Annotated in this window: 11 protein-coding genes; 2 read left to right on the top strand and 9 right to left on the bottom strand. The window is 42.9% G+C overall.

The window, feature by feature from the left end; genetic code table 11:
• Window positions 1-746: 746 nt before the first annotated feature.
• Entirely contained in the window at window positions 747-1,439 is a 693-nt protein-coding gene (locus tag K9W43_13285) for a hypothetical protein (GenBank protein MCF2138198.1), read from the bottom strand.
• Between the two features lie 210 nt (window positions 1,440-1,649).
• Complete coding sequence (locus K9W43_13280) at window positions 1,650-2,621, bottom strand: hypothetical protein (protein ID MCF2138197.1); 972 nt, start codon at window positions 2,619-2,621, stop codon at window positions 1,650-1,652.
• A 369-nt stretch (window positions 2,622-2,990) separates the two neighbouring features.
• Between K9W43_13280 and pfkA the strand changes: the two genes are divergently transcribed.
• Window positions 2,991-3,959 (top strand): 6-phosphofructokinase, encoded by a 969-nt coding sequence (gene pfkA / locus K9W43_13275; protein MCF2138196.1) that lies wholly within the window; start codon window positions 2,991-2,993, stop codon window positions 3,957-3,959.
• A 54-nt stretch (window positions 3,960-4,013) separates the two neighbouring features.
• On the opposite strand, the gene K9W43_13270 is transcribed toward pfkA, so the two are convergent.
• The 7 genes from K9W43_13270 to K9W43_13240 form a co-directional block, all read right to left on the bottom strand.
• Window positions 4,014-4,790 (bottom strand): hypothetical protein, encoded by a 777-nt coding sequence (locus K9W43_13270; protein ID MCF2138195.1) that lies wholly within the window; start codon window positions 4,788-4,790, stop codon window positions 4,014-4,016.
• On the bottom strand, window positions 4,763-4,966 hold the full coding sequence (locus K9W43_13265) for a hypothetical protein (GenBank protein MCF2138194.1): 204 nt from the start codon (window positions 4,964-4,966) through the stop codon (window positions 4,763-4,765). Before K9W43_13265 ends, K9W43_13270 begins: the two co-directional genes overlap by 28 nt.
• A gap of 364 nt (window positions 4,967-5,330) precedes the next feature.
• The gene (locus tag K9W43_13260; protein ID MCF2138193.1) at window positions 5,331-8,012 is read right to left on the bottom strand and encodes a right-handed parallel beta-helix repeat-containing protein; all 2,682 of its coding nucleotides are present in this window, start codon (window positions 8,010-8,012) and stop codon (window positions 5,331-5,333) included.
• Window positions 8,013-8,283: 271 nt separating this feature from the next.
• Window positions 8,284-9,039, bottom strand: a complete 756-nt coding sequence (locus K9W43_13255) for a sulfite exporter TauE/SafE family protein (GenBank protein ID MCF2138192.1) — start codon at window positions 9,037-9,039, stop codon at window positions 8,284-8,286.
• A 300-nt stretch (window positions 9,040-9,339) separates the two neighbouring features.
• The gene (locus K9W43_13250) at window positions 9,340-12,132 is read right to left on the bottom strand and encodes a right-handed parallel beta-helix repeat-containing protein (GenBank protein ID MCF2138191.1); all 2,793 of its coding nucleotides are present in this window, start codon (window positions 12,130-12,132) and stop codon (window positions 9,340-9,342) included.
• 468 nt (window positions 12,133-12,600) lie between these two features.
• Entirely contained in the window at window positions 12,601-13,368 is a 768-nt protein-coding gene (locus K9W43_13245) for a M23 family metallopeptidase (protein ID MCF2138190.1), read from the bottom strand.
• Between the two features lie 282 nt (window positions 13,369-13,650).
• Window positions 13,651-13,827, bottom strand: coding sequence for a hypothetical protein (locus K9W43_13240; GenBank protein ID MCF2138189.1), 177 nt, complete (start codon window positions 13,825-13,827; stop codon window positions 13,651-13,653).
• A 141-nt stretch (window positions 13,828-13,968) separates the two neighbouring features.
• On the opposite strand from K9W43_13240, the gene K9W43_13235 reads away from it, so the two are divergent.
• Window positions 13,969-14,430, top strand: coding sequence for a hypothetical protein (locus K9W43_13235; protein ID MCF2138188.1), 462 nt, complete (start codon window positions 13,969-13,971; stop codon window positions 14,428-14,430).
• Window positions 14,431-14,710: the final 280 nt, after the last annotated feature.

Here is a 14,710-nt window from a genome sequence, read left to right as displayed (position 1 = left end):
TGTTTGTACTATTTATTAGTTCAATTAATTTTTCCGTTATCTGTTCACGAAGCATATTACTCATGTCGTAACCACCCCATACCAAAGGAAGTGACTTGTGCAATCATTGACCACTCAAATTAAGCGAATATAGCATGATATAATTCTTTGTGGTAAAAAGGAGATGTGTGTAAAAGTCAATAAACGAGATCGTAGAAGCAGATCATCTCAATGTGACGCTCGAGTCATGAAACATCACGACCAGGTCCGGACAAATTTATCCATACTGGAGATTTTTCACACAAAGATAAGAAAAATAATATAAGATTCGTGATAAATACACTGCATGAATTTTATCATGTCGTCGAATAGTAGATAAAAACGAATCTTAAAGTGACTTAGACTTCCACTCAAGTGTCGAATCAATCATTTTACGTTAACCTACAATTCGTTTTCAAGAAACTTGATAGCAGTTGAATAAGCTAAAATGCATTGGTTTGCAACGATTATATCGGGTACCACCCCTTTGTGTATAATATTATTTCTCGTTTTGCGAGCATTGTCAATTCGATTAAAAAGAGAGATATCAAGTTCTTGTAAGGATCTTCTAATTGCTTGTTTTAGCCCTTGCTTACACATTAGTAAAAAACCTGCTTTTTCAATCTCCACTTTTTTTTCATTTCCTTTCTTATCGCGATATGTAATATATTTCAGGTGCTTCTTTAATCAAATACTCAAAAACAACTCTAGCGCCGACTGTGCAATAACTACAGAAGCAGCATAACTGCCAGCCAAATATAGGTATCGTGCAGAATGAAGCAACTGATAATAAAGGGAACATCCCAACTAGACTCCAACCGATCTTTAATTGCTGAAACTTTTTCAAGTGATGTGGGTGAACCTGATGTGAATGTGAGCGGTCTTGCAAATCCAATTTGTTTGTAGGAGATTGCTGTGCCTGGAGGACTCTTCGGATAAGGTCCGACAATTAAATCGAACATTCCCACATCCCAAGGTTGAACTTGCCCATTCCCAACATCTCCCGTTATATACTGATAAACTCGCAATATCTTGTTTATAAATTTAAGACTCTCTTCAAGGCACGGATCAATTGTTCCTTCAGTGAAAGGGTCTTTAGCCTGCATATCTGCGGATTCAAGCGCTTTTAGTACATTCCGACTTGGTCTAAAACGTACTGTAACAAAAGAGCTACTAAAGGGATCATATCTAAGATAGGGAGACCATTTAATCGTATTTTCGGCCGCTTCTATCATCTTGCTAACCTGTGTAATTTTATTTACTCTTTTTATCGTTACTTCAGCCTTCGCATCTTTTAGATGTACATCATAAGCTCCATCTGGAATTGGTATGTAAATCGGCAAAATGTACTTTATCTCTGCGAGATATTCATTGTACAGTTTCTCTTCAAAATGATATGGTGGTCGATCAACATCATCCACACTATTCGATTTCGTATCGTTCATAAGAACACCTTTTTACAAGTCTAAGATAAATTATCTAACATTAATGGGTTATAGTTTTGAAGAATTCGATATTTATTGTTTCACAATAAACTCCTAATGGCTACTATTTTTACTACCTGTAAGGCTTGCCAAAATCATTGATAAACTCCACATTTTTATCTATGGAGTTAATCTCTTTGAAGCTTCTTATTTTCTTGACTTAACAAGATCTTTAGTCTCTTTCTTAGCAACCTTCGCAGTTTCCTCTAATACACTAAAATTATCCATTCGTAGAATCAAAAATCCAAATAAAGAGAAAGCAAAATCTAAGAGAAATCTAGCCTCGTTAATTGATGGTTCTACTCCCTTGCTAAACTTGGACAGGTATCCGTAGTAGTTACTTATCATCTGTTTCACATAGTCATGAATGAAACCAATCTTCTCTAGGAATATTGTATGTGCACCGAGTTGGCCTCCCTGATAGCCGTATTTCAAAGCAGTCGCTCGAATTAAGGATGTTAAGGTATTAGTAAGTCGATTCGTTGATCCTATCAAATCACCACTATGAAAATTATCCAATCCAACACTAAATTGTTGCCAGATTTCATCTAGACCAAGCTTCCTCAAATTCGTTCTGATCTGAAGAGCATCCTTGCTGATAGAATCTGGATACATGACCGTGTATTTCAATCGGGATTGGAGTTTCTTGATAGACCCTACGGTCTGTTGAAATGCTTGGTATGCTGATCGGATATGAACTGCATATATCTTTGAATCATGATCAAACCCCATAGAGCGTCTTAGAAATTCCATCGCTACGAGAATTCCACCTACCGTTTTATAAATTTGTTTAAATTCCCAGTAGTGACCATACATAGTATATCCACTTGTTTTAACAAAAGGCTTGAAATCTGCTCTAGAACCTTGATTCACCCAAATTCGGCCCAGTAGTTCATATTCTAGATTCGCTAAAAATCTCTTGTTTTCTTCATGATACCCTCTTAATAGACCAAGAGCAGTATCTATGAGATTGTAAAGGTCTTGTAGTGCTTCACTTACAGCGATTAGATAGGGGCGGTACTTTTGATCACTTACATCTCTACAGGGTCTAGACAAATGTGAATCAAAAATAGACTGTACTTTCGAAACAGCATGCTCCAGCTTTTCAATAATTGTCATTAGAAACATACCCCGTCTACGTTAGAAAAGTGCCAGTCATTCATGTCTTCTGAGGATTATATCTCCATTAAAGAATTCGTTGGATTGCTTTGGTGAGTCTATGCGATACCATCATAGCTTACCATTTACAGATTTATCATTAGCGGCTCTATGTGAAAAGACCTCAATCATGGATCCATCCATATAAAATAAATCCTGTGAGATTGCGAACCCGAAAACATCATAGTACAAGTCTTTCTAATACTTTACATGATCCTCGACTTTTCACACATCTGCATCATTGACCTGAGATTTAAAGGCCCAATAAAATCTATAATATAACTAGAAAACGTAAGTATGTGATTTATCAGTGCACGATTACTACAATTAATTATGCAAATCGGAGTCTTAACCAGTGGTGGCGACAGCCCCGGAATGAATGCTGCAGTCCGGGCGATCGTACGAGTTGGAATCTACAGGGGTTGTGAGGTCTACGGGATTCGTGGTGGTTTCCAAGGTCTCCTCGACAAAGACTTCCACAAGTTAGAGGCGAGGTCCGTAGCCAACATCATCCACCGAGGGGGAACCGTCCTCTCGACAGGCCGCTCGGAAGAATTCCGAACCGAGGAGGGCCAGAAGAAGGCTGCAAAAATCCTAACCGAGGAGGGCTTTGATGCTCTCATTGCGATTGGTGGCAACGGCACCATGCAGGCCCTCAAGAAGCTGGAGCAGTACTGGGATGGACGGATCATCGGTCTCCCCGGGACTATCGACAACGATGTCTATGGCACGGACTTCAGCATTGGGTTTGATACGGCGGTCAACAACGCTATCGACGCAATAGACAAGATCCGAGATACTGCTCAGTCGTTTGACAGAATCTTTCTGATCGAGGTGATGGGACGACACTCAGGGGCGATCGCACTCCATGTGGGTATCGCATGTGGAGCCGAGGCCATTCTCGTTCCCGAGACCCCAACAGACCTCGAGGAGATCGTGAACTGTGTAGTCAAGGGACGCAGGCGAGGAAAGGGTTTTGTGTTCATAGTGATCGCGGAGGGCGACGAGGCGGGGAACGCCGTAGAAATCAGCCGAAAGATGTCCAAGCTCGTGGGTGAGACCTGTAGGGTTTCCGTCTTAGGCTATATCCAACGAGGAGGAAATCCCACCCGGCAGGATAGGATTCTTGCCACCAAGTTGGGCGCAGCGGCAATCGGTCGAATCCTTGACGGAAAGACGGGAGTCATGCTTGGAGTTATCGACAACAAGATCGTGGAGACCCCTCTTGAAGACACGTACACAAAGAGAAAGGAAATCGATAAGGAACTCTTAGACCTCGTGGCACCGCTCTCGATCTAGTTCACGAATCAGCTCCCAATCACGTGTGACCACTTCATTCGGAGTTGGTGTCGCCTAAATCTTCCTTATCGCCGGGATGATTCTCTTTCGTGTTCTCTCTGCAAGCTCCTTGATCTCACTGATCGCGTCCTGTGATATTGGTACTTCTACCTCGTCTCTTGAGAACTCCACGCCCTTCATTCTGTCCACTCTGAAGAACAGCCTCATTGGTTCTACCATTCGTGTAAACGTCAGATTATCTGCTGCGTCTTCCCACTTCTTGATCTCGTCTGCGAGCGCACTGGTGCTCACGGAGAACATGTAGGTCCTGCTCTTGTCGCTCTTGATAATGTCCTCTAGATTCTTTATTGCGGCACTCTTGTATGTTGGGGAGAAGAGGAGCAGGTTCATAGCAGACCCAAAGACCAGCGTACCCAAGTCGGTCTCTTCAACCATGTTTTCTGCCAGTTCGATCACATCGTTCCATACATCAGGCTTCAGCAGATTCGCCTTGACAGTATGATCGTTTACCTCTTCATACGCATCAATAGAGAGATCAAACTGGATATACGCCATTCTTTCACGATAGTCGTCCAAGTCGACGTTGTATAGTCGGCGCATGGAAGTCTTCACAAATTCTACAGTTGGATATTGAAGAGGGATCCCCACTACAGAGCCTCCAGACTTTAGCCATGAGGCAACAAATGCAAATACCACCAGTGGCTTCCCTGTTCCCCCGGGGCCGCTGATGAGAGTCGACGAGGGATAAGGAAATCCCTCCGGCAGTATCCTCTGAAGCCATGTCTCTGTGGGTCGTACCGTATTCAGTTCTCGTCTACTGGAGTGTGGCAAATTCCGTCATCTCCTTTTCTCAACTTTTTGATAGTGACCGTTACCATTGATCCTGTCATTTGAGGTGCAGGTGCGAACACTCTCTCATCACCCGAAACAGTCTTTGTGCATGCGTAGAACCCAAGCGCATCACGCTCGGTCGAAACGCTCTCTAGCCCATCAGGCTGTCGCAGCATAGTTCACATCAACTGTCACTTCGGGTATGCAGATTTAATTCTCCTCTACTTAATATACGTTAAGCATTACATAAGTTTAGAGGTTGCGCTAAGAGCACTCTCCGTATATCTCTTCTCAAATCCAATCGCAATCACGCTAGGATTCATCGATAATAGAGTGCTAGAAACCCCGCGTGAAGATCCATATACTAAGAGAAAGGAGATAGCCATGAACTTTTAGATCTCTTAAGACCTCTCTCAATTTAGCAGACACTGTACAGGTCAATCTAATTCAAAATAATGGGGATGAGGAGATCATTCCCCTGAGGAAAAAAACCTCGTGAACAAGAGTTCAAGGAGGATAGATCTCCAGCATCAAATGGAATCATTGCTGTCGATAGCGAATGAAGAGAATCACGATAATCACAATAATTCCCACAGTTTCAACAATGACGACCACAAGCAATAGATCTATCGAAGAGGGTGTAGTCGGTATTGAGGTACCTGTTGTTGTCGTGGTTGGCGTGGTTGGCGTCGTAGTGGTGGTCGTTGTAGTAGTTGTTGTTGTCGTAGTAGTCGTCGTGGTAGTACTGGCTGTCACTGTTACCATTACGCAGTCTGAGGCTTTATTCCCAGAACTATCAAACACGATCAGCGTATAGTTATACACGCCTTTGCTCAAGAACTCTACATTCACAGTGATGGAAGATCCGTCCCAACTGCCAGAATACAGTAACGTGCTATTACGGTAGACTTCGTAGCTGGAGGGGTGCAGATCAGAGGGAGTCCATGTGATGCTCTGGCCCAAGGCCCCTTCCACATATGAGAGATCCGAGGGGTGATCGATCAGCGGCAAGATATCATCAATAACAGTCACGAAGACCGTATCGACAACTTGATTCTCAACCACATCTGAGACCACTATCGTGAAGTTATACACTCCAAGTCCTAGACCGTCCACATTTACGGTAATAGCACTTCCATCCCAACTATCTTGGACAAGTAGAGCCTGATTTCTATAGACTACGTACTCATAGGGGTGCACATCAGCTGGTGTCCATGTGATGGAGTTACTGGTCTCACCCTCAGTGTAGATTAGATCAGCAGGATGATTGATCACCGGAGCATCAGTATCCGGAGGCCATAACTGTGGATGGTAGTCAACACTCCCCGCAGTTCCCGGAATAGCGTACAGCCCCACACCACCATACCCGGACCAGTAGTTTCCGGTAGTGGAATTCCACTGGTTAGCAAGACCATTATCTTGGGCATTAACGGTGTTCCAAGCAAGGACATTCTCATAGAACATGCTTGCATTTGATTGTGAGCCCACCCTAATTCCCGTGCCACCATTGTGGGTAATGACATTGCCAAATACAGTACTTGAGTTACAGGAGCTGCTGAACACGATCCCATCAATATCATTATCAGTAATTGTATTATTTATTAGATCATTACCTACGTTGGAACTGGAATAAAATCCACTGAGATGATTATTTGTGATTGTGTTTCTAATAATTCTGTTATTATCCGCGTAGCTACTGATCGTGATGCCATTCCCGCTGTTGTCAGATATTGTGTTGTTTTCAACGGTATTATTGTCACAGACAGTGGAGAACTGAAGGCCATTATGCGAATTACTAGTAATCGTGTTATTGCCGATCAAACAATCATTTGTCGAGCTAAACGAGATCCCATAAGAATTGTGAGTGATGGTGTTGTTACCTATCACAATGCTTTGTGTACCAGAGAGGGAGATCCCTGTTGCCAAGTTTTGTGAGATAGTATTGTTTGCTATCACCATGTACCTTGAACCGTCCATGTGGATCGCGTCATCGGAATTACCAATGAGGGTGTTATTTACGATTGAATCATTGTCCCCCTGTTCAGTGGAGATCCCATATCCGGAATTGTCAGTGAGAGTATTGTTGATAATGTCACAGTTCGTGGAGAATCCGAGCTGGATACCAATAGTCACATTGGCATATGTCCCATCCTGTACGGTCACGCCATCACAATTTGCCAGAATGACCTGAGCATATTTGGGGCCATCGATCACTCCTCCTGTGAGATTCGCGAAGTATCCCACCGGAAGCCCATTGATCAGATTGTCCATTCCAATTGTATGAGACCACGAGTATGACATTGAACCTTCGATAACAATCCCGTTATGATCAAGAATATTATTTTGTAAGGTCTCATTATAAGAAAATTGGACAAGAATACCACCGTGTGGATTCCGCGAGATGGTATTGTTGACCACGTGATTATCGTTAGCCGAGGCAATATCCACACCAACTTCGTTCAGAGCAAGTGTGTTGTTGACAACCCAACTATCAGTCGATATGAAGTAAAGGTAAATCCCTTGGTCAGAATTATGAAGGATCGTATTGTTGCGGATCATACTGTTGACCGAGTATTGAACTTCTATTCCTTTGTGTGAATTATCGTTGATAGTATTATTAATAATTGTGGCATAGTCTGAATGCGTGAGAGAGAGACCATCGTCAGAATTATTGTTGATTTGATTATTAATTACTTTACTGTAATCCGAGTACGAGAGAAATATGCCACCCCACTCATTTTGTGTGACAGTATTGTTATCTATGGTATTATTGTCGGCCGAAGAAATTACTACTCCGTAATAATTCTTGATGAGCGTATTATTACGTATTATATTATTTTGGCTCGATGAATAGAAACCAACCCCATTATTCTTAGCAGAGATGAGGTTCCGCGTGATCATGCCATGAGTCACATTTTCAAGGTACACTCCATTGTTTGTACCATCGCCACTTAACAGGCAGCCGCGAATCACAAAGTAAGCGTCAGTATCACGTATGTCTATGCAATTTGCACTATTCGTGATATTCAGATTCACTATAATATAGGGATCATTTGAGGTTCCACTACCAGAGAATCCGAGTGCGCTAAAGTTCGAATTATCTGTAATAACTATCGGCGTGTGCTCTATGTATGTTGGCTTGAATTGGAATCCCGATTGCAATCCCTCATCAACATCGGTATTTATTGAGGAGTGCAATGCAGTAGGAGTAATCCAAATCAATGCAAGGGAAAAAGAAAATATAAAAAATAGAACTACACTCTTAGAAACGGGTGTATTTGCATTCATAAGATACAGCTCGAATTTTGATAGATATGTAACAATATAAAGCTAAGTTTATAAAAATATAAGCTCTGTGAAAGTATATCACACTATCAATCGTCGTGCACTGTCCGCGACCCAAGTTGAAACACTCCCAGCACGATACTCGAAGACACAAGAATGATCGACCATCAAATTGGACACAACAAAGATATCGAGAGTACCGGATCAACTATGGAAACAATGCCCTCAAGAGTGTGGCAAATGCAAGCACTATAATGAGTATAGAGAGACCATGCTCCAGCCATCGTGGTTTTGTCTTGAGCGAGAAGAAGCTGCCAAAGCGTGCACCAATTGTGGATCCGAGAAGTACGACCAGCCCTTCAACGACTAGGAGGTAACTCTGGCTCCAATAGAGAAAGACCCCGACAAGTGAGGTGAACACGGCAGCAAATAGAGCAGTCGCAATCGCCCGACGCATGTCTACATTGAATAGTCGAAGAATAGGAACGAACAGAGATCCTTCACTTCCACCTCTCATGCCTGTGAGAACGTTACTGACAAATATGCTAGAGGAGAGAGCGGGAAAAGTCGGATGCATTTGTTGAGACGTGTTAGGGGCGAGCGTGCTAAAATTCAGAGCCAAGACTGATAGGATCGAGACGATAACAAAGACGATCGCCAACAGAAGCGAGGAATACGCGAGGTGAAAGGCGATCAGCGTACCAACCACAGTTCCAAGGGTGCCTCCAAGGATCATATACTTGCCGAGATGAAAATCGATGTGTTCTCTATGAGAGACCGCGCCCATGAGAGTCGTGACGGGCAAGGCCATCAGATTCATGCCGTATGCAGTGATCAGAGAGAAACCGATGAGGTTCAATAGTGGGATCCGAACGGAGCCACCACCAATACCAAAGAACCCACTTGCAAAACCAGAGATCAACCCGACAATCCCAGTGAGGAGAAGGAACTGCATATAATCCATATTTTTTACCTTCGATCACGCATCAAGTAGCGCTGCGAATTGGTAAGGGATTTTAAGGTATTGCAAAGGACACTTTGCGGGATCGTCGTTTTGCATTAGGTGCTATAGCACCCAAAATAATAGAAAAAATTACACTCATCAATCATTCGAACTGACTCGACCATCTTGCAGTGTACGATTCACATAACGACAATAATCGGTGCGATCCGATGCCACTTTGTAATCACTTCAACCAAAGTAATAACACGGCGACAGAAAGAAGATCAGGGGAGAAAATAATCTCCCCCGTAAACTGATTGATTATGACTTCCGTCGTCTATCGACATAGACAACCACAATAACCACAGAGATTCCGAGAGTCACGCCAATAATGATGATCAATAGAATCTCAGCAGGGGATAGCGGAGTAGGTTGAGGCGTATTTGGTGGAGAGGTTCCGGAGGTAGTAGTGGGTGATGTTGTTCCTGAAGTTGTGGTTGTACCAGTAGTCGTGGTAGTAGTGGTTGTTGTAGTAGTGGTCGTTGTCGTGGTAGCCGTCGTTGAACCAGAAGTCACGATCACAAAGACTGTGTCCTTCGCATTATTCCCTGCCGCATCATACACGACCAATGTGTAGTTGTATGCACCCTCATTCAAAGCATCTACATTCACAGTGATAGAGCTCCCATCCCAACTACCGGAATATATGAGAGAGCTATTCCGATAAAGCTCAAGCCTTGAGGGGTGAGCATCAGACGGGTTCCATGTGATGACATGACCAGTAGTTCCGGGTTCATAAGTGATGTCAGCAGGATGATCGATTGTTGGAGCGGTGCCATCTACAACTGTGACAAAGACAGTATCTGTGGACCAATGCCCAACCACATCAAATAATTTTACTGTATAATTATATACTCCAAGACCAAGACCATCTAAGTTAACAGAGATTGCACTGCCATCCCAACTACCCGATTCCAGAACCGTTCCGTTCCGGTATACCTCATAACTCGTTGGGTGAGCATCAGATGGGTTCCACGTGATGACATGACCAGTGGCTCCCTCATTACAGATCATATCGACCGGATGGTCAATTACTGGAGCATCATTATCCGGAGGCCATAATTGTGGGTGATAGTCAATACTCCCTGCCGATCCCGAGATCGCATAGGTTCCCACACCACCGTAGTCAGACCAATAATTACCAATGGAGGAATTCCATTGATTAGATTGGCCAGCATCTATAGCATTTTGTGAGTTCCAAGCCACCACATTTTGATAGATCAAATTCGAAACGGAGTGTAGTCCAATATCGATACCCCGAGAATTATAAGTAATTGAATTATTTACTATCAGGCTCCCATTACACGAAGATGTAAAGAATATTCCTTGATACGTGTTATGAGAGATCGTATTATTGACAATCGTCAGGTCACTGGTACTGGAAAAGTATAATCCGCTAAGTTGATTCTGAGAGATTGTATTATTTCTTAGTGTATTATTATCACATGAGGATGAAAAGACAACTCCATTCCCGTCATTATTGGTGATGTCATTATTAGTGATCGAATTATTGGTAGATGATGATGTGAAATAGATCCCATTTTTTGTGTTCTGGGCGATCGTGTTGTTATCAATGATATTATCGTTCGAGGATGTCAATGAAATACCGTGGTTATGACTATGAGCGATGATATTGTTACTGATCAAATTGCTGCCCGATGTAGAGAGAGAGAGGCCCACACCGGAATTGTCAGTAATAGTGTTGTTGACTATCGTATTATGATCTGAAGAGAGTGAGAAGATCCCAGTACCAGAATTTGAAGCAAAAGTGTTGTTTGAGATCACATCATCGCTCGCGGCGTACAAGAACAGTCCATCACCTGAATTATCAGAAATTGTATTGTTAGTCATGTTACAATGTGAGGAATAACCGAATTCCACACCGCTAGTAACATTGGCGAACACACCATCTTCCAGAGTCACACCAGTACAGTTGGCAAGAATGACCTGCCCGTACTGTGAACCGTCAACAGTTCCACTGGTGAGATTCCAAAAGTAGCCAACTGGAAGCCCATTGACAATATTGTCTAGTCCGATTGTATGATGCCAAGCGGCCACGATCGTCCCATAGATATAGATACCATTATGATCAAGAGAATTATTTGTAAATATTTCGTCCAGAGAATTGTTGATGTAAACTCCATCATCTGAGTTCCCAGTAATTGTATTGTTGACTAATTCGTTATTATTAGACGAAAATGCAAATTCAATACCACGTGAGTTAAGGGTGATTGTATTGTTTGCGATTACGTTGTTAATTGAAGTGGAATAGAGATGGATACCATCGTCTGAGTTTTGAGTGATTCTATTGCCTTCGACTAAATTCTTGTCGGACGAAAAGAAGTATATTCCATCATTTTGATTGTGAGAAATTATGTTGTTAATGAGAGAGTTATCATCCGATAAGTAGTATTCTATCCCAACACTGAAATTATCGCTAATCGTATTGTTAGCAACCGTATTGTTGTTTGCGTGGTCAAGGTAAATTCCACCCCACGAGTTCTGCGAAACTGAATTATTGGTCAGCGTATTATTATTAGAATAAATGACTGCAATTCCATAATGGCTGTAATTGAGTGTGTTATTAGTAATCGTGTTATTGTAATTATCAGAGGTAAGACTGATTGCACGTTCCTTTCCCGTAATGAGGTTGCCCTCTACTGTTCCGTGAGTCACGTTTTCAAAATCCACGCCAATACCCAAGTTTTGAGTGCTCTTGAGCAGACAATTGCGTATCACAAAATATGCATCGGTATCACTAATATCAATGCAATTCGAATCACTTGTAATATTGAAGCCGTTTATGATGTATGGATCAAGCGCAGTCCCACTGCCAGAGAAACCCATCGAGCTGAAGTTCGCATTGGAGGTAATGACTATGGGAGCACGTTCTACGTATGACACCTGAACACGAGGACTCAACTGCTGACGGCCATCAGTGACATTAGCCGCAGGTGAGATCCCAGTATTAGGGAGCATAGTAGATCCAACAACAAGAGAAAATAAAAAGAAAAAAGCAATGACTGATTTCACACGAAATATTCGCGCCATCATTTTTAGTACCACTTAAGTCAAATTTGGAAAGTATCATTATAAAGATTGGCTCGAATAATATAAAAATCCGGGACAATCGGTACGGATGGCAGAACATGATAGAGATACCAATCGACCATGCACAAGCCTTTGTATTAGACGCTCAGGGAGTAAGAACAGATTGACCAGCAAAGACCGTAATTGATGTCGCCGAGCGTATACACAACATCTATCTCAAGAGAACGAAAACTGTGGTGCTTCCTCTTTAGTCATGTTTTGAGGCCTAAGAACGGTATGGATGTGGAGAATAAGTGAGCAGACACTCGACAAAGGAATTCTATGTAAATCAATCCTTTGCCAACTCCACGCAACTGTGTGTGCAAACACGAGCGAATAAGTTTTGAAACAGTGTCCGCCAACAGCATGGTGAACCACCACCAAAATCATGCAATCCACGGAAAGCGAAGGATCGGGCCACGAACGGGTCTCTTACCTCCGTCGCCTCACTATGAAGACCACTAGACCAAGAATGATAAGAGATCCGCCGCCCCCGGTCATGATACGCCATTGGAGGGTCTCTGTGAATTTTGGCAGGTCATAGTCATACTGAATGGTGCTGTTGCTCCTTGTTGCGATCTCCTCGAACGTGGCCTTTGCACTTGGTGAAGAGAAGTCGTATGCCGAAACATCCACCCCTCTATACAGGAGCATATAGTGCAGGTGTGGATAATGATCGCTGTGGAGTAAGGTAGCAATTGTTGCACCTGCTGCAACAGACTCACCGACCTCGATCGTGATAGCATCTGTCTGCTTGGAATTATTCGAAGAGTCAGTAAATCCCGGTTCGAGTACAAGCTTTACCTCCCACACTCGATCGATGGTTATGACCACACTGAAGAGAACATTTCCGGCATAAGGATTCACGCTCTCACTGACACTTGCGATCTTGCCTTCACAGGGAGAGATCACGGTCACATTTTCGGAAACGACCAAGTCGATCCCATTATGATATACTCCGGGTTCGCCCCAATCGGGAGTGTGGTATGCAGCCAAGCGTTCAATTGAGTCAGGTTGCTGAATGGGAAATTCTAACAGTGGCGATGGCGTATCGGGCAAATTTCCAAGACCAATAATAGAAGCACCTATAATCAGCAATAGCAATGAGAAAATAGTATATTTTTTCATCATGTTTCTCGTCAGTACTGGGGCCACATAATAGTTACTGTGACCAAATGGAATTCGAAACGTCCTTGCCATTTGTATTCATGAATGCCAGAGGTACACGTTCTATGATACGACCGTTGAATGATTCCCCTTTTTGTCAAATCGGATGCCAATTCCTGCGGTCATACCGTTGAAATTATAAAACTAAAATTTCAGAAACAGATACAAAGACTAAAAGCCTAAAATAATAAGATATATTTTCGTGTGGTACGTACTATTTTTTTGTAAAAATCAGGCCGACCAAAGAATAAATGCAAGCGGGTGACCTCGGATTGAGGTCATAGCCCGCGATATTAAAAGAACTGCTGACGGAAACTATGACATCTTTGCCTCGAAGGCATCCATGCATTTTTCAGAACAGAACTGGTAGGATTTGCCACCCACATCTAGCTGATAGTGACCACCAGGGCGCATCTTGCCACCACATTCATCGCAGGTGATGTCAAGTTTCCCACCGATGACGCTAACGAATTTTTTTATTTTTTCACTCATTAAATCACCGGCCAATGGTTTGAATCAAATGGTAATAAATTTGTGGCGCATATACCTCAGCAATGGTGCACTTGAAAGGCCACACATTAGAGTGGCAGTAAAATAAAAGGAGTTTATCAGCAATCACTACAACAATAGTGTATGCGAAGATCACACTCGTATCAGACAAGGCTCCTTGATTTTGAGGAAGAAAGACCCCCAATCCCAAAAGCGGCCTCATGGCGCAGAGAACCGACAGGCAGACTCTGGACAAAGACGATTCGTAGTGATGAGGAGTGGATCGTGTGTGATTTTGATGGCACCGTCTTTTTAGCACAGGTCGAAGATGATACGATTCTTGCATATGGCCAGAGAGCGGTCTGCCGATGGTGTGGCGGTCCCATCAAGATTCGTGGCAACAAGGTGTTCTGTGAGGGGGCGTGCAAGACATACCAAGGGAGAATCTCGAGAGATCTCAATGACTATCTCAGATGGGGTGGTGCGAGATCGTTCACACTACAACGCGAGATTGCCGCTATTGAACATCTCGAGCTATTGAAGGACGAACAGGAGTATCCAACCTATGCAGCAGACTGGAGCGAGTTAGATGAATTTGTGATCTGACATCCTTCAACCATTCTATTGAATGCAACCATTTGTTATCGAAAACGATTAGTATCTACAAGGAGATCGCTCTGTGACAACCGCATTCTTATAGAGAAGGCACACTACACACAATAGTAATCATTGAAACTTGCCCACTCCATGTCCTGCTCCAAGTGAAACAGTTGCTGTACTTAGTAACAAAACAATATATCACAAATAACATGAGTAGCAGCAAAAGAACAATGAAAAGAGGATAAAATGAGAGAGAGTAATACGGTAACTATTACCTGCAAATGCG

The organism is Candidatus Thorarchaeota archaeon (assembly GCA_021498125.1).
Classification (GTDB): Archaea; Asgardarchaeota; Thorarchaeia; order Thorarchaeales; family Thorarchaeaceae; genus B65-G9.
Note: the sequence above shows the minus strand (reverse complement) of the source record. Positions and strands in the feature narration are given on the sequence as shown.

Coding starts and splice junctions, on each gene's coding strand:
- K9W43_13280 (MCF2138197.1), bottom strand. CDS start 2,621: ATGACAATTATTGAAAAGCTGGAGCATGCTGTTTCGAAAGTACAGTCT.
- K9W43_13265 (MCF2138194.1), bottom strand. CDS start 4,966: ATGCTGCGACAGCCTGATGGGCTAGAGAGCGTTTCGACCGAGCGTGAT.
- K9W43_13255 (MCF2138192.1), bottom strand. CDS start 9,039: ATGGATTATATGCAGTTCCTTCTCCTCACTGGGATTGTCGGGTTGATC.
- K9W43_13250 (MCF2138191.1), bottom strand. CDS start 12,132: ATGATGGCGCGAATATTTCGTGTGAAATCAGTCATTGCTTTTTTCTTT.
- K9W43_13245 (MCF2138190.1), bottom strand. CDS start 13,368: ATGGCAAGGACGTTTCGAATTCCATTTGGTCACAGTAACTATTATGTG.
- K9W43_13240 (MCF2138189.1), bottom strand. CDS start 13,827: ATGAGTGAAAAAATAAAAAAATTCGTTAGCGTCATCGGTGGGAAACTT.
- K9W43_13235 (MCF2138188.1), top strand. CDS start 13,969: ATGCGAAGATCACACTCGTATCAGACAAGGCTCCTTGATTTTGAGGAA.